At 60.4% G+C, this 22,817-nt stretch carries 24 protein-coding genes; 1 reads left to right on the top strand and 23 read right to left on the bottom strand.

What is annotated here, in order from left to right; all coding sequences use genetic code 11:
* Position 1: 1 nt before the first annotated feature.
* The 10 genes from JJN09_RS24560 to JJN09_RS24515 form a co-directional block, all read right to left on the bottom strand.
* Positions 2-742, bottom strand: a complete 741-nt coding sequence (locus JJN09_RS24560) for a flagellar motor protein (protein WP_096822161.1) — start codon at positions 740-742, stop codon at positions 2-4.
* A complete protein-coding gene (locus tag JJN09_RS24555; protein ID WP_249484142.1) occupies positions 742-1,878 on the bottom strand; it encodes a chemotaxis response regulator protein-glutamate methylesterase in 1,137 nt (378 codons plus the stop codon). Before JJN09_RS24555 ends, JJN09_RS24560 begins: the two co-directional genes overlap by 1 nt.
* Positions 1,879-1,927: 49 nt before the next feature.
* On the bottom strand, positions 1,928-4,198 hold the full coding sequence (locus tag JJN09_RS24550; RefSeq protein WP_249484141.1) for a chemotaxis protein CheA: 2,271 nt from the start codon (positions 4,196-4,198) through the stop codon (positions 1,928-1,930).
* Between the two features lie 54 nt (positions 4,199-4,252).
* Positions 4,253-5,041 carry a protein phosphatase CheZ gene (locus JJN09_RS24545; RefSeq protein ID WP_249484140.1) on the bottom strand — a complete coding sequence of 263 codons (789 nt, stop codon included), beginning with the start codon at positions 5,039-5,041 and terminating at the stop codon, positions 4,253-4,255.
* Positions 5,042-5,058: 17 nt separating this feature from the next.
* Positions 5,059-5,430 (bottom strand): chemotaxis response regulator CheY, encoded by a 372-nt coding sequence (locus JJN09_RS24540; protein ID WP_003183998.1) that lies wholly within the window; start codon positions 5,428-5,430, stop codon positions 5,059-5,061.
* A 167-nt stretch (positions 5,431-5,597) separates the two neighbouring features.
* Entirely contained in the window at positions 5,598-6,338 is a 741-nt protein-coding gene (fliA, locus tag JJN09_RS24535; RefSeq protein ID WP_011333070.1) for an RNA polymerase sigma factor FliA, read from the bottom strand.
* Positions 6,335-7,165 carry a flagellar synthesis regulator FleN gene (gene fleN, locus JJN09_RS24530; protein WP_003222917.1) on the bottom strand — a complete coding sequence of 277 codons (831 nt, stop codon included), beginning with the start codon at positions 7,163-7,165 and terminating at the stop codon, positions 6,335-6,337. Before fleN ends, fliA begins: the two co-directional genes overlap by 4 nt.
* Positions 7,166-7,278: 113 nt before the next feature.
* Positions 7,279-8,619 carry a flagellar biosynthesis protein FlhF gene (flhF, locus tag JJN09_RS24525; protein ID WP_249484139.1) on the bottom strand — a complete coding sequence of 447 codons (1,341 nt, stop codon included), beginning with the start codon at positions 8,617-8,619 and terminating at the stop codon, positions 7,279-7,281.
* Positions 8,620-8,630: 11 nt separating this feature from the next.
* Positions 8,631-10,760 carry a flagellar biosynthesis protein FlhA gene (gene flhA / locus JJN09_RS24520; RefSeq protein ID WP_249484138.1) on the bottom strand — a complete coding sequence of 710 codons (2,130 nt, stop codon included), beginning with the start codon at positions 10,758-10,760 and terminating at the stop codon, positions 8,631-8,633.
* A 187-nt stretch (positions 10,761-10,947) separates the two neighbouring features.
* Positions 10,948-11,583, bottom strand: coding sequence for a hypothetical protein (locus JJN09_RS24515; protein WP_249484137.1), 636 nt, complete (start codon positions 11,581-11,583; stop codon positions 10,948-10,950).
* Between the two features lie 565 nt (positions 11,584-12,148).
* On the opposite strand from JJN09_RS24515, the gene JJN09_RS24510 reads away from it, so the two are divergent.
* On the top strand, positions 12,149-12,523 hold the full coding sequence (locus tag JJN09_RS24510) for a hypothetical protein (RefSeq protein ID WP_249484136.1): 375 nt from the start codon (positions 12,149-12,151) through the stop codon (positions 12,521-12,523).
* Positions 12,524-12,748: 225 nt separating this feature from the next.
* On the opposite strand, the gene flhB is transcribed toward JJN09_RS24510, so the two are convergent.
* The 13 genes from flhB to fliJ form a co-directional block, all read right to left on the bottom strand.
* Complete coding sequence (gene flhB / locus JJN09_RS24505; RefSeq protein ID WP_249484135.1) at positions 12,749-13,888, bottom strand: flagellar biosynthesis protein FlhB; 1,140 nt, start codon at positions 13,886-13,888, stop codon at positions 12,749-12,751.
* A 3-nt stretch (positions 13,889-13,891) separates the two neighbouring features.
* On the bottom strand, positions 13,892-14,677 hold the full coding sequence (fliR, locus tag JJN09_RS24500) for a flagellar biosynthetic protein FliR (RefSeq protein WP_249484134.1): 786 nt from the start codon (positions 14,675-14,677) through the stop codon (positions 13,892-13,894).
* Positions 14,678-14,680: 3 nt separating this feature from the next.
* Positions 14,681-14,950, bottom strand: a complete 270-nt coding sequence (gene fliQ / locus JJN09_RS24495) for a flagellar biosynthesis protein FliQ (RefSeq protein ID WP_096822170.1) — start codon at positions 14,948-14,950, stop codon at positions 14,681-14,683.
* Entirely contained in the window at positions 14,947-15,705 is a 759-nt protein-coding gene (gene fliP, locus JJN09_RS24490; RefSeq protein WP_096822171.1) for a flagellar type III secretion system pore protein FliP, read from the bottom strand. The genes fliQ and fliP overlap by 4 nt, the downstream gene beginning before the upstream one ends.
* On the bottom strand, positions 15,705-16,160 hold the full coding sequence (gene fliO, locus JJN09_RS24485) for a flagellar biosynthetic protein FliO (RefSeq protein WP_249490848.1): 456 nt from the start codon (positions 16,158-16,160) through the stop codon (positions 15,705-15,707). The genes fliP and fliO overlap by 1 nt, the downstream gene beginning before the upstream one ends.
* A 12-nt stretch (positions 16,161-16,172) precedes the next feature.
* Positions 16,173-16,628: a flagellar motor switch protein FliN gene (fliN, locus tag JJN09_RS24480; protein WP_249484133.1), complete on the bottom strand. Its 456-nt coding sequence runs from the start codon at positions 16,626-16,628 to the stop codon at positions 16,173-16,175.
* A gap of 56 nt (positions 16,629-16,684) precedes the next feature.
* Entirely contained in the window at positions 16,685-17,653 is a 969-nt protein-coding gene (fliM, locus tag JJN09_RS24475; protein WP_003222890.1) for a flagellar motor switch protein FliM, read from the bottom strand.
* Between the two features lie 9 nt (positions 17,654-17,662).
* The gene (fliL, locus tag JJN09_RS24470; protein ID WP_085733741.1) at positions 17,663-18,166 is read right to left on the bottom strand and encodes a flagellar basal body-associated protein FliL; all 504 of its coding nucleotides are present in this window, start codon (positions 18,164-18,166) and stop codon (positions 17,663-17,665) included.
* Positions 18,167-18,388: 222 nt separating this feature from the next.
* A complete protein-coding gene (locus JJN09_RS24465) occupies positions 18,389-19,762 on the bottom strand; it encodes a flagellar hook-length control protein FliK (protein WP_249484132.1) in 1,374 nt (457 codons plus the stop codon).
* Positions 19,763-19,867: 105 nt separating this feature from the next.
* Entirely contained in the window at positions 19,868-20,215 is a 348-nt protein-coding gene (locus JJN09_RS24460; RefSeq protein WP_249484131.1) for an Hpt domain-containing protein, read from the bottom strand.
* Between the two features lie 30 nt (positions 20,216-20,245).
* A complete protein-coding gene (locus JJN09_RS24455; protein ID WP_249484130.1) occupies positions 20,246-21,949 on the bottom strand; it encodes a fused response regulator/phosphatase in 1,704 nt (567 codons plus the stop codon).
* A gap of 5 nt (positions 21,950-21,954) precedes the next feature.
* A complete protein-coding gene (locus JJN09_RS24450) occupies positions 21,955-22,260 on the bottom strand; it encodes an STAS domain-containing protein (protein ID WP_119428818.1) in 306 nt (101 codons plus the stop codon).
* A 101-nt stretch (positions 22,261-22,361) separates the two neighbouring features.
* Positions 22,362-22,811: a flagellar export protein FliJ gene (fliJ, locus tag JJN09_RS24445; RefSeq protein ID WP_085733745.1), complete on the bottom strand. Its 450-nt coding sequence runs from the start codon at positions 22,809-22,811 to the stop codon at positions 22,362-22,364.
* Between the last annotated feature and the right edge of the window lie 6 nt (positions 22,812-22,817).

Raw genomic sequence — 22,817 nt, 5'->3', positions numbered from 1 at the left:
CTTAATCCATGAAGCCCTGAAGCTTCAACTCGATGGAGCGTGGGTTTTCACCTTCGGCGATCGACAAAATGCCTTCCAACAACATTTCGCGATAACGCGACTGCCGCAACGCGATTGACTTCAATTTGGCTGCCACCGGCAGCAGGATCAGGTTGGCACTGGCCACACCGTAAATGGTGGCGACGAACGCCACGGCGATGCCGCTGCCCAGTTGCGTCGGATCGGCCAGGTTGCCCATCACGTGGATCAGGCCCATCACCGCACCGATGATACCGATGGTCGGCGCGTAGCCGCCCATGCTTTCAAAAACCTTGGCGGCCTCGATGTCGCGGGCTTCCTGGGTGTAGAAATCCACTTCGAGGATGCTGCGGATCGCTTCCGGCTCGGCGCCGTCGACCAGCAGTTGCAGGCCTTTGCGCGAGTAGGCATCAGGCTCGGCATCCGCCACGCCTTCCAGACCCAGCAGGCCTTCCTTGCGGGCGGTGAGGCTCCAGTTGACCACGCGGTCGATGCCGCCGGCCAGATCGACACGCGGCGGAAAGAAAATCCAGGCGAGGATCTGCATGGCGCGCTTGAACGCGCTCATCGGAGATTGCAGCAGCGCGGCACCGATGGTGCCGCCCAGCACGATCAGCGCCGCCGGGCCGTTGGCCAGCGCGCCGAGGTGACCGCCTTCAAGGTAGTTGCCGCCAATGATGGCGACAAACGCCATGATGATCCCGATAAGGCTTAGAACATCCATCAGATACACGCCTCGACGATGTGCCTGCCGATATCGTCCAGGCCGTACACCGCATCCGCGAGGTCGGCTTTGACGATGGCCATCGGCATGCCGTAGATCACGCAGCTGGCTTCATCCTGAGCCCAGACCGTGCTGCCACCCTGCTTGAGCAGGCGTGCGCCTTCACGGCCATCGGCGCCCATGCCGGTCAACACGACCGCCAGAACTTTGTCGTTGTAGGACTTCGCCGCGGAACCGAAGGTGATGTCCACGCAAGGCTTGTAGTTCAGACGCTCATCGCCCGGCAGGATTTTCACCGCGCCACGGCCGTCGATCATCATCTGCTTGCCACCCGGTGCCAGCAGAGCCAGGCCCGGACGCAGGATGTCGCCATCCTCGGCTTCCTTGACGCTGATGCGGCAAAGCTTGTCCAGACGCTCGGCAAACGCTTTGGTGAAGGCTGCCGGCATGTGCTGGATCAACACGATCGGCGCCGGGAAGTTGGCCGGCAACTGGGTCAGGACCCGTTGCAGGGCAACCGGGCCGCCAGTCGACGTGCCGATAGCCACCAGCTTGTAGGCTTTGCGTTTTGGAGCCGCCGACGAAGCACTGGCCGCCGGAGCGCGAGCCGGTGCAGGCGCGGGTGCCGGACGAGCCGGAGCACTGTGGCTGCCAAAACTCGACGGCGCCGGCGCTGGAGTCGGCGCAGGTGCAGGTGCAGCGGCAGGCGCCGGCGCACTGTAGGCACTGAAACGACGGTTACTGCGCGAGATGCTGTGAACCTTCTCGCACAGCAGTTGCTTGACCTTCTCCGGATTGCGGGAGATGTCTTCGAAATTCTTCGGCAGGAAATCCACCGCGCCGGCATCCAGCGCATCCAGGGTTACCCGGGCGCCTTCATGGGTCAGCGAGGAGAACATCAACACCGGGGTCGGGCAGCGCTGCATGATGTGCCGCACTGCCGTGATGCCGTCCATCATCGGCATCTCGTAGTCCATGGTGATCACGTCCGGCTTGAGGGCCAGGGCCTGATCGATCGCCTCTTTACCGTTGGTTGCCGTACCGACAACCTGGATGCTCGGATCCGCTGAAAGAATTTCCGAGACGCGGCGGCGGAAAAAACCCGAATCGTCCACCACCAGGACTTTGACTGCCATAAACACTCCATTAGGTGCAGCGGGACGTTGTCGCCCCGCTGCCCCGGATTCAAATACGCCGTGCGGCGTAACGCTTGAGCATGCTTGGAACATCGAGAATCAGCGCAATGCGGCCGTCACCGGTAATGGTGGCGCCGGACATGCCCGGGGTTCCCTGCAGCATTTTGCCCAATGGCTTGATCACCACTTCTTCCTGGCCGACCAGCTGATCGACGACGAAGCCGATCCGCTGGGTGCCCACCGAAAGGATCACCACATGGCCTTCGCGCTGCTCTTCGTGAGCGGCGGAGCTGACCAGCCAGCGCTTGAGGTAGAACAATGGCAGCGCCTTGTCCCGCACGATCACCACTTCCTGGCCATCCACCACGTTGGTGGTCGACAGGTCGAGGTGGAAGATTTCGTTGACGTTCACCAGCGGGAACGCGAACGCCTGGTTGCCGAGCATCACCATCAGGGTCGGCATGATCGCCAGCGTCAGCGGCACCTTGATGACGATTTTCGAGCCGGCGCCCTTGGTCGAGTAGATGTTGATCGAACCGTTGAGCTGGGAAATCTTGGTCTTCACCACGTCCATGCCGACACCACGGCCGGACACGTCGGAGATCTCGGTCTTGGTCGAGAAACCCGGGGCGAAGATCAGGTTGTAGCATTCGGTGTCGCTCAGGCGATCGGCGGCATCCTTGTCCATCACACCGCGTTTCACGGCGATGGCACGCAGGACGTTCGGGTCCATGCCTTTGCCGTCGTCGGAGATCGACAGCAGGATGTGGTCGCCTTCCTGCTCGGCGGCCAGGATCACCTTGCCACCACGGGCCTTGCCCGACGCTTCGCGTTCTTCCGGCGACTCGATGCCGTGGTCGACCGCGTTGCGCACCAAGTGGACCAGCGGGTCGGCCAGTGCCTCGACGAGGTTCTTGTCGAGGTCGGTCTCTTCGCCCACCAGTTCCAGGTTGATCTCTTTCTTCAACTGACGCGCGAGGTCGCGAACCAGTCGAGGGAAGCGGCCGAAGACTTTCTTGATCGGCTGCATCCGGGTCTTCATCACCGCGGTCTGCAGGTCGGCGGTGACCACGTCGAGGTTCGACACAGCCTTCTGCATCGACTCGTCGCCGCTGTTCAGGCCCAGACGCACCAGACGGTTACGCACCAGCACCAGCTCGCCGACCATGTTCATGATTTCGTCGAGACGTGCAGTGTCTACGCGAACGGTGGTTTCGGCTTCGCTCGCCGGTTTTTCCGGTGGCGGCGTCGCCGGGGCACGGGCTGGAGCCGGTGCAGCAGCGGCGGCGGGCTTGGCCGGTTCGGCCTTAGGCTCAGGCGCTTTTGCAGCAGGTTTTGCCGCAGCGGCCGGGGCCTTGGCGGCAGGCGCTGCCACAGCAGAAGCATTGCCGGCCGTCACGACGGCACCGGTGGCGACGTCAGTGAACTTGCCTTTGCCATGCAGATCGTCGAGCAGCGATTCGAATTCGTGATCGCTGATCAAATCGCTACCGGCCGCAGCCGCTGCCGGAGCAGCCGATGCAGGCACCGAAGCGATCGCCGATTCCAGCGCATCGACGGCAAAGTTGCCCTTGCCGTGCAACTGATCGAGCAAGGCTTCGAATTCGTCGTCGGTGATGTCCGAGCTGTCGCCCGCCGCCGGAGCAGCAGGTGCAGCGGCAGCCGGTGCCACGGCGTCAGCCGCGAATTGGCCCTTGCCGTGCAACTGATCGAGCAGCGACTCGAATTCGGCGTCGGTGATTTCATCACTGGCCGCTTCGGTTGAAGCAGGCGCAGCGGCAGCCGCCGGGGCTTCGGCTTCGGCCTTGACGGCGTTCAGCGAGTCCAGCAACTGTTCAAATTCGTTATCGGTGATGTCGCCCGAATCGCCTTCGACGACCAGCTCTTCGATCATCTCGGCAACGGGTGAAGCCGGGGCTTCATCCGCCGATTGCGGTTCGGCCAGACGCGCCAGAGCGGCCAGCAGTTCCGGGGTTGCGGCAGTGATCGGGCTGCGATCGCGGACTTCAGTGAACATGCTGTTCACCGCGTCCAGCGCTTCGAGCACCACGTCCATCAGTTCTGCATCTACGCGACGCTCACCCTTGCGCAGGATGTCGAACACGTTCTCGGCGATGTGACAGCACTCCACCAGCTCATTGAGCTGAAGGAAGCCGGCGCCCCCTTTTACAGTGTGGAAACCGCGAAAAATTGCGTTGAGCAGATCTGCGTCATCCGGGCGGCTTTCCAGCTCGACCAGTTGTTCGGACAGTTGCTCAAGAATCTCGCCGGCCTCAACCAGGAAATCCTGAAGGATCTCTTCATCGGCGCCGAAGCTCATTAATGGGGTGCTCCTACAGGTCTAAAAACCCAAAAAACCTATAATTCCAAAACTCTAGAATCCAAGGCTGGATAACAAATCGTCCACATCGTCCTGACCGGACACAACGTCTTCTCGTTTATCGGCATGAATCTGCGGACCTTCACCCTGCGAGAGATGTTTTTGTGGATCTTTTTCAGCGAGCATCGCCGCACGGTCATGTTCGATGCCCGCAAAGCGGTCCACCTGACTGGCCATGAGCACGAGTTTGAGCAGATTGCTTTCGACTTCGGTGACCAGTTGGGTCACGCGCTTGATCACTTGACCGGTGAGGTCCTGGTAATCCTGGGCCAGCAGAATGTCGTTGAGGTTGCTCGACACTGCGCGGTTGTCCGTGCTGCTGCGTGTCAGAAAACCGTCGACCCGACGCGCCAGCTCGCGGAACTCTTCAGCCCCGACTTCACGGCGCATGAAGCGTCCCCAGTCGGCACTCAATGCCTGGGCTTCGTCAGCCAGGCCATTGACCACCGGCGTGGCGCTTTCCACCAGGTCCATGGTGCGGTTGGCCGCCGCCTCGGTCAGCTTGACCACATAGCCCAGACGCTCGGTCGCATCAGTGATCTGCGACACTTCCTCGGCCTGCGGCATATGCGGGTCGATCTGGAAGTTGACGATTGCACTGTGCAGTTCGCGCGTGAGCTTGCCCACTTCCTGGTACAGGCCACGGTCACGGGTCTGATTGAGCTCATGGATCAGTTGCACAGCGTCGCCGAACCTGCCTTTTTCAAGGCTTTCGACCAGTTCGACCGCGTGTTTTTTCAGAGTCGACTCGAAGTCGCCCTGTGAAGATTCGTTATGCTCCATAGCTCCCCCGCGCGTCATCAGCCGATGCGTTCGAAAATCTTCTCGATTTTTTCTTTCAGCGCCTGAGCCGTGAAAGGTTTGACCACGTAGCCGTTAACGCCGGCCTGGGCCGCTTCGATGATCTGCTCGCGCTTGGCTTCAGCAGTCACCATCAGCACTGGCAGGTGCTTGAGTTTTTCATCGGCGCGCACATGGCGCAGCAGGTCGATACCGGTCATGCCAGGCATGTTCCAGTCGGTCACCAGAAAGTCGATGCTGCCGCTGTTGAGTACCGGAATGGCAGTGGTGCCATCGTCGGCTTCAACGGTGTTGGTGAACCCGAGGTCACGCAACAGGTTCTTGATGATCCGCCGCATCGTTGAGAAGTCATCAACGATGAGGATTTTCATGTCTTTGTTCAATTCGACCTCCAAGCAGTCTTAAACGCGCCCAGCACCTGGACGCGCCATTTCAATCAATCCGGCAAAGCACTCGATGACTGTCTGGAGCACAACAGAGCAAGACCGGTGCCGTTCACCACCGCACCAGCCTCGTTCGCAGCGTCCCCACACTGCCTTCAGCGCGCTCGCCACTCCCCCAAACGCCCCCGCAAGCGGGCCGCGCACTGGCTGTGTAACTGGCTGACCCGCGATTCACTGACGCCAAGGACTTCACCGATTTCCTTGAGGTTCAGCTCTTCGTCGTAGTACAGCGCCAACACCAGTCGCTCACGCTCCGGCAAATTGGCAATCGCGTCCGCCAACGCAGCCTGGAAGCGCTCATCTTCCAGATCGCGCGACGGCTCAAGATGAGCACTGGCGCCATCCTCGTGCAGCCCTTCGTGTTCGCCGTCCTGCAGCAGGTCGTCGAAACTGAACAGTCGGCTGCCCAGGGTGTCGTTCAAAATCCCGTAGTAATCGTCGAGACTCAATTGGAGTTCGGCCGCAACCTCGTGATCTTTAGCGTCACGGCCGGTTTTAGCTTCAATCGAGCGAATCGCGTCGCTGACCATACGGGTGTTGCGGTGAACCGAGCGCGGTGCCCAGTCCCCCTTGCGTACTTCATCGAGCATGGCGCCGCGGATCCGGATGCCCGCGTACGTTTCGAAACTGGCGCCCTTGCTGGCGTCGTATTTGGTCGAGACTTCGAGCAGGCCGATCATTCCGGCCTGAATCAGGTCTTCGACCTGCACACTGGCCGGCAATCGCGCCAGCAAGTGATAGGCGATGCGTTTGACCAGTGGCGCGTAACGCTCGATCAGCTCGTACTGCGCGTCACGTGCCGACTTCTTGTAGAAATTCATACCGCTGGCGGTCATAGCACAGGTCCTGCCGTTTGCTGCACGAGGCGCTCGACGAAAAATTCGAGGTGGCCGCGCGGGTTGGCGGGCAGCGGCCAGGTGTCGACCTTCTGTGCGATCGCCTTGAACGCCAGTGCGCACTTGGAACGCGGGAAGGCTTCATAGACCGCACGCTGCTTCTGCACCGCCTTGCGCACGCTTTCGTCGTAAGGCACCGCGCCGACGTATTGTAGGGCGACGTCGAGGAAGCGATCCGTGACCTTGGTCAACTTGGCGAACAGATTGCGACCTTCCTGCGGGCTCTGGGCCATGTTGGCCAGGACACGGAAGCGGTTCATGCCGTAATCGCGGTTCAGCAGTTTGATCAGTGCGTAGGCGTCGGTGATCGAGGTCGGCTCGTCGCAGACCACCAGCAACACTTCTTGCGCCGCGCGAACGAAACTGACTACCGAGTCACCAATCCCCGCAGCGGTGTCGATCACCAGTACGTCGAGATTGTCGCCGATGTCGCTGAACGCCTGAATCAGACCGGCATGCTGGGCCGGGCTCAGGTGAACCATGCTCTGGGTGCCGGAAGCGGCCGGCACGATGCGGATCCCGCCGGGGCCTTGCAACAGCACGTCGCGCAGCTCGCAGCGGCCCTCGATCACATCGGCCAGGGTACGTTTGGGCGTGAGGCCCAGCAGAACGTCGACGTTCGCCAGACCCAGGTCGGCGTCCAGCAGCATGACCCGACGGCCAAGCTCTGCCAGCGCCAGGGACAAGTTCACTGACACGTTAGTCTTGCCGACGCCACCTTTGCCGCCGGTCACCGCGATCACCTGTACGGGATGCATGCTGCCCATGTTATTTCTTTACCTTGTCTTGCATAGACGGAGGCCACATTACTGGCTGCGCGTTCACAACCGGAACAATGCATGGCAGACCATCGATGTAGGTACAAAAACTGTTCATTACCTCAGCCAACCTGCTTGGTCGGACTGTGGTAGATATCAGCGAACATGTCAGCCATGGCTTCTTCGCTGGGTTCTTCCTGCATTTGCACGCTGACGGCGCGGCTGACCAATTGATGACGGCGCGGCAGATGCAGATCATCCGGAATCCGTGGGCCGTCGGTCAGGTAGGCGACCGGCAGTTCATGACTGATCGCCAGGCTCAGCACTTCGCCAAGGCTGGCCGTCTCATCCAGTTTAGTCAGGATGCACCCGGCGAGCCCGCAACGCTTGTAACTGTGATAAGCGGCGGTTAGAACCTGTTTCTGGCTGGTGGTTGCCAGTACCAGATAATTTTTCGACCGAACGCCACGACTGGCCAGGCTTTCCAGCTGCATGCGCAATGCCGGATCGCTGGCCTGCAGGCCGGCGGTATCGATCAGCACCACGCGTTTGCGCAGCAGTGGATCCAGCGCCTGCACCAGGGACTGGCCCGGATCGACGTGGGTCACCGACACATTGAGGATCCGGCCCAGGGTTTTCAACTGTTCCTGAGCACCGATGCGGAAACTGTCCATGCTCACCAGCGCAATGTTCTGCGCGCCGTACTTGAGCACGTAACGGGCAGCGAGCTTGGCCAAGGTGGTGGTCTTGCCCATTCCGGCCGGGCCGACCATGGCAATGATCCCGCCCTCTTCCAGTGGCTCGACTTCCGGTGTGGCAATCATCCGCGCCAGGTGCGCCAGCAGCATGCGCCAGGCCTGACGAGGCTCTTCGATATCGCTGGTCAGCGCCAGCAGGTCGCGGGACAACGGGCCGGACAAGCCGATGCGTTGCAGACGACGATAGAGGTTCGCTTGGGCCGGACGGCTGCCTTGCAGCTGATTCCAGGCCAGAGTGCCGAGCTGCACTTCCATCAGCTCGCGCAGGCTGTTGAGTTCGAAACGCATCGAATCCAGCGCACGCGGATCGACGCCAGCGGCAGCCGGCGCAGGTGCCGGGGCTGGACGGGCCGGAGCAGCGTAAGTCGGTTCTGTCAGAGGCTCGGCAGCCGTCAGCGGCAGGCCGGCGGTCAATGGCAGACCGGAGAACAACTGGCGATTGGTGTTGCCGTCGGCTTCACCACGCATGCTCAGCTCAGCCTGGGCGGTGACGATGCGCGACTGGGTCTTGCGCAGCTCGTCTTCGAGTTCCATGTTCGGAACCCGTGGCGCCAGCGCCGACAATTTGTAATCCAGCGCCGCCGTCAGCTCGACGCCGCCGGCAATGCGGCGGTTGCCAATGATGGCGGCATCAGCGCCCAGCTCATCACGAACCAGCTTCATGGCCTGACGCATATCGGCGGCGAAAAAACGCTTAACTTGCATAAACCACTACCTCAGCCGTTGGGCCCTACTGTCGCAACGATGGTCACTTGCTTGTTGTCCGGAATTTCCTGGTAGGCCAGCACGTGCAGTCCAGGGACTGCCAGGCGGCCAAAGCGCGAGAGCATCGCGCGAACCGGGCCTGCTACCAACAGGATCACCGGCTGACCTTGCATTTCCTGACGCTGCGCCGCTTCGATGAGCGAACGCTGCAGCTTCTCGGCCATGCTTGGCTCCAGCAGAACGCCCTCTTCCGAGCCTTGTCCTGCCTTCTGCAGACTATTGAGCAATATTTGTTCCAACCTTGGCTCCAGAGTGATAACTGGCAGCTCGGACTCAGTCCCTACAATGCTTTGGACGATGGCGCGCGATACGCCGACGCGCACGGCAGCCACCAGCGCGGCGGTATCTTGACTCTTCGCGGCATTGTTGGCGATGGCTTCGGCAATGCTGCGGATGTCGCGCACCGGCACGTGTTCGGCCAGCAGCGCTTGCAACACCTTGAGCAGTTGCGACAGCGACACCACACCCGGCACCAGCTCTTCAGCCAGTTTCGGCGAGCTCTTGGCCAGCAATTGCATGAGTTGCTGCACTTCTTCGTGGCCGATCAGCTCACTGGAGTGCTTGTACAGAATCTGGTTCAAGTGCGTGGCGACCACGGTACTGGCGTCCACCACGGTGTAACCGAGCGATTGTGCCTGGGCGCGCTGACTGACTTCGATCCACACCGCCTCCAGGCCGAAAGCCGGATCTTTGGCGGTAATGCCGTTGAGCGTGCCGTAGACCTGCCCCGGGTTGATCGCCAGTTCGCGATCCGGGTAGATCTCGGCTTCGGCCAGGATCACGCCCATCAGGGTCAGACGGTAGGCGCTCGGCGCCAGGTCGAGGTTGTCGCGAATGTGCACGGTCGGCATCAGGAAGCCCAGATCCTGCGAGAGCTTTTTGCGCACGCCCTTGATCCGCGCCAGCAATTGCCCGCCCTGGTTGCGGTCCACCAGCGGAATCAGGCGATAACCGACTTCCAGACCGATCATGTCGATTGGCGTCACGTCATCCCAGCCCAGCTCCTTGGTTTCCATGGCGCGGGCCGGCGATGGCAGCAGTTCCTGCTGACGCTGAACCTCTTGCAGCGCCTGCACCTTGGCGACGTTCTGCTTTTTCCAGAACAGGTACGCGCCGCCAGCAGCCAGGGCCGCCATGCTCAGGAAGGAGAAGTGCGGCATGCCCGGCACCAGGCCCATGACTGCCATCAGACCGGCCGCCACCGCCAGCGCCTTCGGCGAGGCGAACATCTGGCGATTGATCTGCTTGCCCATGTCTTCCGAACCGGAAGCACGGGTCACCATGATCGCAGCCGCTGTAGATAACAACAGTGATGGCAATTGCGCCACTAAACCGTCACCGATGGTCAGCAAGGCGTAAACCCGACCGGCATCGCCGAAGCTCATGTTGTGCTGGAAGATACCGACGGCCATGCCGCCGATCAGGTTGATGAACAGAATCAGCAGGCCGGCGATGGCGTCACCGCGAACGAACTTGCTGGCACCGTCCATCGAACCGTAAAACTCAGCCTCTTGGGCGACTTCGGAACGACGGGCCTTGGCCTGGTTCTGGTCGATCAGACCGGCGTTGAGGTCGGCGTCGATTGCCATTTGTTTGCCGGGCATCGCATCGAGGGTGAAACGCGCGCTCACCTCGGAAATCCGCCCGGCACCCTTGGTCACCACGACGAAGTTGATGATCATCAAAATCGCGAAGACCACGATACCGACCACGTAGTTACCGCCGATCACCACCTCACCGAAGGCCTGGATCACCTTACCGGCAGCGGCGTGGCCGTCCTGACCGTGGAGCATCACCACCCGCGTCGACGCCACGTTCAGCGCCAGTCGCAACAGCGTCGCCACCAGCAGGATCGTCGGGAACACCGCGAAATCCAGCGGCCGCAACGCGTACACGCAGACCAGCAGCACGACGATCGACAGGGCAATGTTGAAGGTGAAGAACACGTCGAGCAGGAACGGCGGCACCGGCAACATCATCATCGCCAGCATGACCAGCAGCAACAGCGGCACACCCAGATTGCCTCGACTGAGATCGGCAATGTTCGAGCGAGCACTGTTGATTAACTGAGAGCGATCCACCGGTTTTCCCCGTTCCTTTAAAGCAAACTTTTGACGCCCAGAGCGGACGCACGGCGGCTACTGCAAGAAGCCTTCCAACTTTTGCCAAGGCGGGAAATAGAGATTGTGATGAATGCACAAATGGGCGGCGCGCACGCCGTACGCCCGCCCCTGTTAAACGATGATTTCCGAGATGGAATCTCGGCAGTCAACCGGCAACCAGAATGTGCGCTGGAGTAATCGGACCAAAGGAAAGAGCTGCATTATCCAGATAGCGCGTGCCCCTGAACACGCTGCGACCACCGACATCGACAACATCTTCCTCCGTATACATCAGCACCACCATGGTGACAGGCGCGACATCAGTGGACTTCACATGACCTTCCATCAGATTCAACGCCCATTCGAAAAGTATGAATGGCAGGTCGCTGATTTCGATCGGAGGAGCCCCCGCATCCAGTCGAAAGTACTGCCGCGCTGTGATGCGCAACTGGTTGCCGACCACCGTGAACGAGGGTTTTCCATACCGTCGCTCTACGGGCCCGCCATCACTCGCCCACTGGTCCATGTAATAACCACGGTCGGTGAATAGAGCGAATAACGACGGGTTATTGCTGATATTACCGGCCGCACCAAAGAAGTAGTTGTAGGAGTAGTGATACGCAAACCCGCTCAGTTCAGGCCGGATCGCATTGATGGGATTATCCAGATAATTCGGAATGTACTGATTGGCCATGACCAGAAAATTGAGAAAGTCCAGCTTCAGGTCGAACGTCACCTCGTAGAAGATGGCCCGCTCTCCTGCGTCCCTTTCCAGCTTCCCTGAAACGAACTCAATTTCCATACCCGGCAGTTTTCGGTAAACGCGCCTTGTCATGTTCTATCCCCGATTTCAGTTGAATGAGTCATCAGACGCTGCGCTCGCAGAGTGCGAATAGGCAACGGCGCGAGTTCCGGGTTTATGAGGCGCCAGGGAACAACAGGCGTCTACTGTCAGAACTAACAGGTCGCGGGACCTTTCAGACCGACGGCGCCACTCGATCGTGTCTTTTAAACCTTGGCGTTTAAAAGACACCTCCAGACACGCCTTCGAGGCTACGCATCCTTGCGCCGCTGCCTACAGCTACGCCAGAATCGGCCGGCTTGTGCGCCTTGGGGTCGGGTTCTATTGTGGGTCGGTCGCTGACGAATCAGCGATCGGGTTTAGCGACTCGCTCAGATTAAAGGTGCACCAGCGTTCCAGGCTTCGTTGCGGATCTGTTTGTCTGCAATTTCGTTATGGTGGCTGTATGCGGGAGACCCTCGTGGTCTACCCGGGTGCCTTTGACCGGTTCGCTAACCCGCGTACGGCCGCCACCCTTCCTGTTTAGCGACTGGATTTGGCGGCTCCACCACAAAGGAGCTTCACTATGATCAAACCAACACCCAATCCACCCGAAACCGACCCTGCCACGCCCTACGAATCCCTCGATTCCAGAAAGCTTCACGAAGCCGCCGACCGCGCCCTCGATCACTATCTCTGCCCGCCCGGCTCCACGCCACCGCCCCGCAAAACCCGCCGAATGTTTGCCGTCACCGCAGACTTCAAAAACGAAGAACTGCTGGTCGAGCTCTGCGAAACCCTCGCTTCCGCCAGAACCATCGCCAATGACTTCGCCCACCTCATGCCCGCCTCGCAGCGCAGGACATTGATGGGCATCGGGCAACTGATCATGCTCGGGGAGCTGGCAGCGAATCGGGTGCTGAATAATCTGGAACTACCGCCGTCGCCGAACCCCGCGTAAAGGCTTAAGTGATGTGTCGCGGCAACTGACGCCTTCGCGGGCAAGCCCGCTCCCACAGGGATCGGTGGCGCGTGTACCGTCGAGGGCATAACGAAAAACCTGTGGGAGCGGCGGTGCGACGGTTCGACTTGCCCGCGAAGGCGGCCTCACAAGCAACACAGATCATCGGGCATAAAAAAACCGCCACCGGGTTCAACCGGAGGCGGTTTTTTTGCTTCGTCACAATCAGGAATCGCGCCGCAGATCCGGCGGAATCGGCAGGTCGTCCTTGAGCGGCTCCGGGAACTTGCCCTTGCCCGCGCGGTGCTGGCGGATCTGGTAGACGTAAGCCAACACCTGGGCGACCGCCAGATACAGGCCACCAGGGATCTCTTCTTCCAGCTCTGTGGAGTAGTAGATCGAACGCGCCAGGCCCGGCGATTCGAGCAGCATGACGTTGTTGGCCACGGCGATTTCGCGGATCTTCAGCGCCAGGAAGTCGCTGCCCTTGGCCAGCAGCATCGGCGCCCCGCCCTTCTCCGAGTCGTACTTGAGTGCTACGGCGTAGTGGGTCGGGTTAGTGATGACCACGTCGGCATCGGGAATGGCCGCCATCATCCGGCGCTGCGACATCTCGCGCTGGACCTGACGAATCCGCTGTTTGACCTCCGGCCGGCCTTCCTGGTCCTTGTGCTCGTCGCGCACTTCCTGCTTGGTCATCTTGAGCTTTTTCATGCTCTCCCAGAGCTGAACCGGGACGTCGACGGCCGCGATGATGATCAAACCGCACGCCATCCACAAAGTGCTCCAACCCACCAGTTGCAGGCTGTGAATGATCGCACGGTCCAACGGCTCATGGGCAATGCGCAGCAAGTCGTCGACATCGCCGGACAACACCACCAGCGCCACAGCCAGAATGATCAGAAATTTGGCCAGCGCCTTGAGCAGCTCGATCACCGCCTTCATGGAGAACATGCGCTTGAGACCCGCACCGGGGTTCATCCGACTGAACTTGGGCGCCATGGAACCCGCGGCAAACAGCCAGCCACCGAGCGCGATCGGCCCCAGAAACGCAGCCAGCAACAAGGTGATCATGATTGGCTGGATTGCCACCAGCGCAACCAGCCCGGAATTCATCAGGAACTTGCCCATGGAACCCTGATCCATGATCACTTCGCGCGACAGCGTGAAGTTCACACGCATGAGCTCCATCAAGTCCTGCGCCAACATGCCGCCGAAAATCAGCAGCGCACCGGACCCGGCGAGCATGATCGCCAGGGTGTTGAGTTCCTTGGAACGCGCAATCTCACCCTTTTCCCGGGAGTCCTTCTTGCGCTTCTCCGTGGGGTCTTCTGTTTTATCCTGACCGCTCTCGCTCTCAGCCATGACTCAGCGCGCCTTTGCCAGTTCGCGTAGCAGCTGCAAGGCTTCGACGGCCAGCGGCTGATACTGATTGAGAATGTCCGCCAGACCAACCCAGACAATGAACAGACCGAGCACCATGGTCAGCGGAAAGCCGATAGCGAAAATGTTCAGTTGTGGCGCAGCACGGGTCATGATGCCGAATGCGATGTTGACCACAAGCAGCGCAGTGACCGCCGGCAACACCAGCATCAATGCCGCGCCAAGCACCCAACCGAGCTTGCCGGCCAGCTCCCAGTAATGCGCGGTCATCAGACCCGCACCGACCGGCAGTGTAGTGAAGCTTTCCGTGAGGACTTCGAACACCACCAGATGGCCGTTCATGCCGAGGAACAACAGCGTCACCAGCATGGTGAAAAACTGCCCGATCACCGCCACCGACACGCCGTTGGTGGGGTCGATCATCGAGGCGAAGCCCATGCCCATCTGAATCGCAACGATCTGCCCCGCGACCACGAAAGCCTGGAAGAACAGCTGCAAGGAGAAGCCCAACACGGCGCCGACCAGGATCTGCTCGGCAATCAGCAGCAGACCGCTCAGATCCAGCGGACTGACGGCCGGCATCGGCGGCAGACTTGGCGCGATCACCACGGTGATCGCAAGGGCGAGGTAGAGACGGACGCGCTTGGGAACCAGCGTGGTGCCGAACACCGGCATCACCATCAGCATCGAGCCGATGCGAAACAGCGGCAACATGAACGTCGCCACCCAGGTGCTGATCTGCGTGTCGGTCAACTGAAGCAGCGACTGCATGACTCAGCCGATGACCAGCGGAATGTTTTTGTACAGCTGGATGATGTATTCCATGAAGGTCTGGATGATCCACGGACCGCCGACAATCAGGGTCACCAGCATCACCAGCAGACGCGGCAGAAAGCTCAGGGTCTGTTCGTTGATCTGCGTGGCGGCCTGGAACATCGACACCAGAAGGCCCACCAGCAGACTCGGAATCACCAGAATCGCGACCATCATCGTGGTCAGCCACAAGGCTTCGCGAAAAATGTCGACCGCTACTTCTGGCGTCATGGCGAAACACCTCCGAAACTGCTGGCCAGGGTGCCGATGATCAGCGCCCACCCATCCACCAGCACGAACAGCATGATCTTGAACGGCAGGGAAATGATCAGCGGCGACAGCATCATCATACCCATCGCCATCAGCACACTCGCCACGACCAGGTCGATGATGAGGAACGGAATGAAGATCATGAAGCCGATCTGGAACGCGGTTTTCAGTTCAGACGTAACGAAGGCCGGCACCAGGATGGTCAGCGGCGCCTGATCCGGCGTCGCAATATCGGTGCGCTTGGACAGGCGCATGAACAGCTCAAGATCGCTGGAGCGCGTCTGCGCGAGCATGAAGTCCTTGATCGGCACCTGAGCCTTTTCCACCGCTTGCTGGGCGGTGAGTTTCTCCGCCAGATACGGTTGCAGGGCGTCGTTGTTCACCCGGTCGAACACTGGCGCCATGATGAACATGGTCAGGAACAGCGCCATGCCGGTGAGGATCTGGTTCGACGGCGTCTGCTGCAGACCGAGTGCCTGTCGCAGGATCGAGAAGACGATGATGATCCGGGTGAAGCTGGTCATCAGAATGACGGCGGCCGGGATGAAGCTCAGCGCCGTCATGATCAGCAGGATCTGCAGGCTGACCGAATACTCCTGCGCACCGTTGGCGTTGGTGCCCAAGGTGATCGCCGGGATCGACAACGGATCGGCGGCGAACGCCAATGGCGCGGCCAACATCAAGGCCAGGGTCAAGACGATGCGCAACGCACCCATTACTTCGTATCCTTCTGATCCTTGCCGAGGATCTTCAACAGATGCTGGGCAAATTCCGGAGTCGCTTTTTCGGAGGTGGCCGGGACGTCCACCGGTTCCTTGAGTACGTGTAGCGCGGTGATCGTGCCGGGGCTGAGACCCAACAGGATCTGCTCGTTGCCGACCTGAACCAGCATCAGTCGGTCACGCGGACCGAGCGCGCGGGAACCGATCAGCTCGATCACCTGGCCCTTGCCCGCAGGGCCTGCCTGCTGCACCCGGCGCAACAGCCAGGCGAGGAAGAAGATCAACCCCAGCACCAGCAGCAGACCGAACACCAGCTGCGTCAATTGACCGGCGACGCCGCTGTTGACCGCAGGCGTCACCGCCGCAGCGGTGGCAGCGGTGGCAGCCGCCGGCTCGGCGGCCATCACGATCGATGGCAGCGCCAGCACCGAGGCCAGCAAAGAACCCAGAACCTTTTTCACTCAGCGCAGCTTCTTGATGCGTTCGCTTGGGCTGATCACGTCGGTCAGGCGGATGCCGAACTTTTCGTTGACCACAACCACTTCGCCGTGGGCGATGAGGGTTCCGTTGACCAGCACGTCCAGCGGCTCACCGGCCAGACGATCGAGCTCGATCACCGAACCCTGGTTGAGTTGCAGCAGGTTGCGGATGTTGATGTCGGTGCTGCCCACTTCCATCGAGATCGATACCGGAATGTCGAGGATCACGTCCAGGTTCGGACCGTCCAAAGTCACCGGATCGTTGTTCTTCGGCACGCTACCGAACTCTTCCATCGGCAGACGGTTGGAGTTCGAAACGCCAGCGTCGGCGGCCAGCAGTGCGTCGATTTCGGATTGGCCGTCGCCGGTTTCTTCCAGGGCTGCTGCCCATTCATCAGCCAGTGCCTGATCGTCCTGGGCGTTCATATCGTCGTTCATCATTTGTCCTCGGCGGGCAACAATTCAGTTAAATGCGTAAGGGGTGTTGCGCCGCTTCAGCGGCGCTCGATCGGCTCGATCACTTGCAACGCGAGGTTGCCTTTGTGCGAGCCCATCTTGACCTTGAAGGCCGGCACGCCGTTGGCGCGCATGATCATGTCTTCCGGCATCTCGACCGGGATCACATCACCCGGCTGCATGTGCAGGATGTCGCGCAGTTTCAACTGGCGGCGAGCCACGGTGGCACCGATCGGCACGTCGACATCGAGTACGTCCTGACGCAGGGCGTTGACCCAGCGTTCGTCCTGGTCGTCGAGGTCCGACTGGAAGCCGGCGTCGAGCATTTCGCGCACCGGCTCGATCATCGAGTACGGCATGGTCACGTGCAGGTCGCCGCCACCGCCGTCGAGTTCGATGTGGAACGTCGAGACCACGATCGCTTCGCTCGGGCCGACGATGTTGGCCATGGCCGGGTTCACTTCCGAGTTGATGTACTCGAAGTTGACTTCCATGATCGCCTGCCAGGCTTCTTTCAGATCGACGAACGCCTGCTCCAGCACCATGCGCACCACACGCAGTTCGGTCGGGGTGAATTCACGCCCTTCGATCTTGGCGTGACGGCCGTCGCCGCCGAAGAAGTTGTCCACCAGTTTGAACACCAGTTTGGCGTCGAGGATGAACAGCGCGGTGCCGCGCAGGGGTTTGATCTTGACCAGGTTCAGACTGGTCGGCACGTACAGCGAGTGCACGTATTCGCCGAACTTCATCACCTGCACGCCACCGACGGCAACGTCCGCCGAGCGGCGCAGCATGTTGAACATGCTGATGCGGGTGTAACGGGCAAAACGCTCGTTGATCATCTCAAGAGTCGGCATGCGTCCACGGACGATGCGATCCTGGCTGGTCAGGTCGTAGCTTTTGACACTGCCGGGTTCGGCAGCGTTATCGGTCTGTACCAGACCATCGTCGACGCCATGCAACAGCGCGTCGATTTCATCCTGGGACAGCAGATCCTGCACGGCCATGTCGTGTTCCTACTGCAGTACGAAATTAGTGAAAAGCAACTGTTCGATCACCACTTTGCCCAGCTCCTTCTGCGCCACTTCCTGGACGCTGGCCGTGGCCTTCTGGCGCAACATCTCCTGACCGACCGGCGTCGCCAATGTGGCGAAGTCCTGACCGGAGAAGAGCATCACCAGGTTGTTGCGGATCACCGGCATGTGCACTTTGAGCGCTTCAAGATCGGCCTGGTTGCGCGCCAGCATGGTGATACTCACCTGCATATAGCGCTGACGGCCGTTCTGGTTGTAGTTGGCCACGAAGGCTGGCGCCATCGGCTCGAAAATCGCCGGTTGCTTGCCGACCGGAGCGGTTTCCACTGCAGCCGCAGGCTTGCTCTGGGCGCTGTGCATGAAGAACCAGGTCGCCCCCACAGACGCGCCGATAGCCAGCAACAACCCCAGAACGATCGCAATGATCATCTTGAGTTTGCCTTTGGTTGCGGGGTCTTTTACTGCTGCTGCTTCGCTCTTCGCCATGCCAATAATCCGTCACTAATCGGGTTTTCACAGTCGCACGGCAAGGCAAGAGCAAGTGTTATGCCAGAAGTGTCGGTGGGGAGAACGAGAGGGAATCGCGAGTCGATGCAAAACCCTGTGGGAGCTGGCTTGCCAGCGATGGCGGCGGCACATTCAAAACCGATGTGTCAGATTAATCGCTATCGCTGGCAAGCCAGCTCCCACAGGTTTTAGGGTGCTACGTCAGGCGTAATAGTCGACGGCGCTGGAACCGATCACATGAGTGGTGGCGGCAGCCGATTCAGCCACGGCCGCAGGCGTCAACTCTTCTTCGGCCGAGTCCAGGCGACCGCCGGCGGCGCTGGTGCGACCACCCTGCTGGCCCTGCTGCGCCTGTTCCTGGCCTTGTCCCTGCCAGCCACGGTTCTGGTCGGCAACGTTGACATCGACCTGCCCCATGCCTTGCTGCGTGAACATGTCACGCAGACGATGCATCTGGCCGTCGAGCGCTTCGCGAACGCTCGGATGCGCGCTCATGAAGGTCACCTGAGTCTGCTGGTCCGGCACCATGTTCACCCGAATATCCAGGCGACCCAACTCGGCCGGCTGCAACTGGATATCGGCGGCCTTCAAGTTGTTGCTCGACAGGTACATGACGCGATTGACCACTTGCTCGGTCCAGCCGCTCTGATGCATGGCGATCGGCTGGTTCACCGGCACTGCGTTGGCAGTTTTCGGAGTGGCTGCTTGAGTCAGTGCCGCCAGACGGTTGGCGAAGTCATCCACGCGGGTATCGCTGGTGGAGGACTTCAGGTCTTTCAGACCTTCGTCGATCAAGCCACTGAAGGCCTTTTCGCCTCCCTGACTGGTGCTGTCCTTGTCAGCCTGCACATCCAGCATGCTGGCCATGCCGGCGGCGAAGGTCTGGGCCGAAGTCAGTTCGCCATCAGCCTGAGCCTGGGCCGGGGCAGCCTTGGGTTGCGACTGGCTGGACGCGGAGATGTGACCGCTCTGCTCCATCGCCATACGCACGGCCGGCAGAGAATCGAGCGGATCGGCCTCGGGATCGAAATCACTGTCGGCGGCAGGCGCCGCCGCAGTGGCGGCCGCCGGCAGTGCAGCCACCGCAGGAGCCTGAGTCTCAGGCTTCGCTGGCGTGTCGACGGCTGGCGCTGCCACCACCGGCGGCGTGACGACCGGCTGCACGACTTGCATCAGCGCCGGATCCAGTGCCGGGTCCGCAGGGACGGTATCGGTGGCTGGCGAGGCCGGTGTGTCGGACGCATCATCGCTGGCAACTTTGTCATCCGTGGCGGTCGACGACGAGGGGTCAGCGGGCAAAGCTTTGCCGCTATCGGCAACGGCCGACTCGGGAGCGGCAGACGAATCCTTGCCAGCGTCCTTGTTGCCGACACTGGAGGTGTCATTGTCGCGTGCAGGTTTCACCGAATTGTCGGTCGCAACGGAAGGCTTGTTCTGACCCTGATCGGCAAACACCTGCGCGAAGCTTGTAGCCTTGTCCCCGGGCTCCGTGGCCACCACTGACGATTTGGCAGAGGCGGCTTGCGCCTTGGCCTGGGCGGCAGTCTGAAGAAGAATGTTAGGGGTTGCAGGCATGGCACGGTCTCCGCTGCACTGGGATCGTAGGTACAGTTGAACGAGATGATTGCAAGTGCCGGGCCAGTTTCGTCCAACGCTGAATAAAAACGCCGGACGGTTGACTCAATGAGCGGGAGAACGCTGTCGTTCTGCCTCATAGACAGGGCGCACATCCGCAAACTCGTTATGGATGTCAGCCACCATTTTGATGATTTCGGACGGGCTCTTGTCTTTGGCGTGGTGCTCCAGCTCCTGACAAAGCTCGGCAAGACGGGTCGCCCCCATGTTGCTGCTACTGCCTTTGAAGCTATGGGCAACGGACGACAAGGCGTCTGCATCGGCGGTCTTTTGCAATTCACGCAGGCGCGCTTCGGAATCTGCCAGGAACGTATCCAGCAACTCCGGATAGCCATCCTCCATGACTTCTTGCAACGCATTCAGTACGTCGCGATCTACACAGGCATCAGTCACTTGTTCACTCCTTGATCAAGAATGCGCGGATTATGCCAGAGCCTTCCAAAAAAACTCCACGCGAGCACTGCGACCATCATCTGACCAGCTGGCATTTCTGGCCAATTGCCGGATCAGGCTGACGCCACGCCCCGACAGACGGACACCGTCGAGTGGCCGCTCCATCACCCGGGCCACGTCAAAACCTTTGCCACTGTCTTCGACACGAACGATCAGACAACCACCCTCGCCCTCGGGACGAACCTCCAGATGCACGCGCACATAGCCATCCTGCAAGGCATCGAGGCGAGTATTGCGTTGTTCATAGTAGCGGGCGAACCCCGAAGCGTCGCGCTTGAGACTGGAGTCAAGCCCCAGCACTCCATGCTCCAGCGCGTTGGAGTAAAGCTCGGCAAGCACGCTGTACAACGTGCCGCTCTGCGTTCGCAAGCCATGCACCTCAAGCAACAATTGCAACAGATAGGGCAACGGATTGAAGCGCCTGAGGGTGGCGCCTCGAAACTCGAAACTCACCGACCAGTCCAGCGGACACGACTGCCCGCTGTCTGAATACACCGGTGCCGACGGATTGACCTGCGCCATTTCCAGCAGGCTGACCTCGACCATGCTCACATCGTCACGGGCCTCGCCACGAAAATCCTGCAACGCCTGCTCAATCTCGGCGAACAGCCGATCCGGCTGGCGATTGTCGGCAAACACCCGTTGCAAGCGCTCGACACCGAACAACTGATCATCGGCATCACAGGTGTCGATCACGCCGTCGGACAGCAGGAACACACGGTCACCCACCGCCATCGACAGCACTTCGGTTTGATCGTCGAAAGCCTGCGGACTGAGCACACCCAGCGGCAAATGGCGCGCCGCAAGTGGCACCCGCTCGCCCGTGGCGATGCGATGCAGATAACCGTCGGGCATGCCGCCGTTCCAGATTTCCACGCTGCGGCGCTGAAAACTCAGGCAGAGCAACGTGGCGCAGCAGAACATGTCCACGGGCAGGATGCGCTTGAGCTTGGCGTTCATTTCCCGCAGCGTTTCAGCCAGCCCATAGCCCTTTGCGGTCATGCCGTAGAACACTTCCGCCAGGGGCATGGCTCCGACTGCCGCCGGCAGACCGTGCCCAGTGAAATCACCGAGCAACACATGCATGTCACCGGCTGGCGTGTAGGCCGCCAGCAACAGATCACCGTTGAACAGCGCATAGGGTGACTGCAGGTAACGGATGTTCGGCGCACTCAGGCAACCGGAATGCGCAACCTTGTCGAAAACCGCCTTGGCGACCCGTTGCTCGTTGAGCAGGTAATCGTGGTGCCGGGCAATCAGGTCGCGTTGCTCAAGCACTGTGGCTTGCAGGCGACGCAGGCGATCCATCGCCTTGATTTTGGCGGACAGAATCACCTGGTTGTAAGGCTTCGCCAGAAAATCGTCGCCACCCGCCTCCAGACATCGCACCAGCGCTTCACTCTCGGTCAGCGACGTGAGGAAAATGATCGGCACCAGGTTTTCACCTGCCAGCACCTTGATCTGCCGTGCCGCCTCGAAGCCATCCATGATCGGCATCATGGCATCCATCAACACCAGATGCGGTTGCTGACAGGCAAACACTTCGACCGCTTCAGCACCATTGGTGGCCGTCAGCACAGCATGCCCCTGACGGCGCACGATGGTCGACAACAGCAGCCGGTCGGCGGCGCTGTCCTCGGCGATCAGAATCGTCAGTGGTTCTTGCGGCTGCATGGCCGTCAACTGATGTCGAACAGTTTGTCGAAGTTGGAGATGGCGAGGATCTTGCGCACATCCGAATTGCTGTTGACCACCCGCACATCCGAGTCGTCGCCACCGGCGTGATCGCGCAGCAGAAGCAGCATTCCCAAAGCCGAACTGTCGAGATAGGTGGCATCCTTGAGATCCACCACGATGGAGTCGGGCTTTTTATTGAGTCGCTCGTAGGACTCGCGAAACTCCTGATGGCGCCCGAAATCGAACCGGCCCTTGATCGAAATCGTCAGCTTTTGACCATCCGGAGAGACTTCTGTAACGACTGACATGTACTGGCTTCCTTGTCATTGACGAACCTGTACAAGGTTTAGCACTTGCAAGGGTAAGGGGCAAGGCAGGAAGTCGCCGGAAACTGTCAGAGATCAACCCGTCAGTAGGCATCACGGCGCGGCAGGCGCTGGGACAGTTCATCCAACAGCTTCTGTTCGCGTTTGTCTTCGGCTCGCTGGGCTTCGTCACGGTAACGTTGTACAAGTTTGCGCAATCCTTCGACCCGAGCGAACGCCTGCTGCCAGGCGTCGCGGGCCTTGTCCAGATTGTTCTGGTGCCATTGCAGGCTTTGCCGCTGCTGATCGACGGCGGTGTCGAGTTGCGCCAGAAAGCCCTGAAAACCCAGCAGCCATTGCCCGGACACGCCCGTGCTGCCGCGCACGATCCATTGTTCGGAGTAATCCAGACGAAAGGCATGCAAGTCGGCGAGTTTGCTTTCGGCCACCTTCACCTGCCCCTGGAAATAACCCAGGCGCTGCACGGCGGTTTTCTCGGCTTTTTCGGCCATTTCCACCACCGGCGCCAGACGCGCGGCTCGGCTCAGGGCCATGGCCGG

Origin of the sequence: Pseudomonas sp. HS6 (assembly GCF_023375815.1) — a bacterium.
Lineage (GTDB): Bacteria > Pseudomonadota > Gammaproteobacteria > Pseudomonadales > Pseudomonadaceae > Aquipseudomonas.
The sequence above is the reverse complement of the archived record's forward strand: the minus strand, read 5'-3'. Positions and strand labels throughout refer to the sequence as shown.

Coding starts and splice junctions, on each gene's coding strand:
- fliL (WP_085733741.1), bottom strand. CDS start 18,166: ATGGCGAAGAGCGAAGCAGCAGCAGTAAAAGACCCCGCAACCAAAGGC.
- fliP (WP_096822171.1), bottom strand. CDS start 15,705: ATGGGTGCGTTGCGCATCGTCTTGACCCTGGCCTTGATGTTGGCCGCG.
- fliJ (WP_085733745.1), bottom strand. CDS start 22,811: ATGGCCCTGAGCCGAGCCGCGCGTCTGGCGCCGGTGGTGGAAATGGCC.
- fliA (WP_011333070.1), bottom strand. CDS start 6,338: ATGACCGCCAGCGGTATGAATTTCTACAAGAAGTCGGCACGTGACGCG.
- fleN (WP_003222917.1), bottom strand. CDS start 7,165: ATGGGCAGCATGCATCCCGTACAGGTGATCGCGGTGACCGGCGGCAAA.
- JJN09_RS24545 (WP_249484140.1), bottom strand. CDS start 5,041: ATGGAGCATAACGAATCTTCACAGGGCGACTTCGAGTCGACTCTGAAA.
- JJN09_RS24450 (WP_119428818.1), bottom strand. CDS start 22,260: ATGTCAGTCGTTACAGAAGTCTCTCCGGATGGTCAAAAGCTGACGATT.
- JJN09_RS24550 (WP_249484141.1), bottom strand. CDS start 4,198: ATGAGCTTCGGCGCCGATGAAGAGATCCTTCAGGATTTCCTGGTTGAG.
- flhB (WP_249484135.1), bottom strand. CDS start 13,888: ATGGCTGAGAGCGAGAGCGGTCAGGATAAAACAGAAGACCCCACGGAG.
- JJN09_RS24455 (WP_249484130.1), bottom strand. CDS start 21,949: ATGCAGCCGCAAGAACCACTGACGATTCTGATCGCCGAGGACAGCGCC.
- flhF (WP_249484139.1), bottom strand. CDS start 8,619: ATGCAAGTTAAGCGTTTTTTCGCCGCCGATATGCGTCAGGCCATGAAG.
- JJN09_RS24540 (WP_003183998.1), bottom strand. CDS start 5,430: ATGAAAATCCTCATCGTTGATGACTTCTCAACGATGCGGCGGATCATC.
- JJN09_RS24510 (WP_249484136.1), top strand. CDS start 12,149: ATGATCAAACCAACACCCAATCCACCCGAAACCGACCCTGCCACGCCC.
- fliM (WP_003222890.1), bottom strand. CDS start 17,653: ATGGCCGTGCAGGATCTGCTGTCCCAGGATGAAATCGACGCGCTGTTG.
- JJN09_RS24515 (WP_249484137.1), bottom strand. CDS start 11,583: ATGGAAATTGAGTTCGTTTCAGGGAAGCTGGAAAGGGACGCAGGAGAG.
- fliN (WP_249484133.1), bottom strand. CDS start 16,628: ATGAACGACGATATGAACGCCCAGGACGATCAGGCACTGGCTGATGAA.
- JJN09_RS24465 (WP_249484132.1), bottom strand. CDS start 19,762: ATGCCTGCAACCCCTAACATTCTTCTTCAGACTGCCGCCCAGGCCAAG.
- JJN09_RS24555 (WP_249484142.1), bottom strand. CDS start 1,878: ATGGCAGTCAAAGTCCTGGTGGTGGACGATTCGGGTTTTTTCCGCCGC.
- JJN09_RS24560 (WP_096822161.1), bottom strand. CDS start 742: ATGGATGTTCTAAGCCTTATCGGGATCATCATGGCGTTTGTCGCCATC.
- fliR (WP_249484134.1), bottom strand. CDS start 14,677: ATGCAGTCGCTGCTTCAGTTGACCGACACGCAGATCAGCACCTGGGTG.
- fliQ (WP_096822170.1), bottom strand. CDS start 14,950: ATGACGCCAGAAGTAGCGGTCGACATTTTTCGCGAAGCCTTGTGGCTG.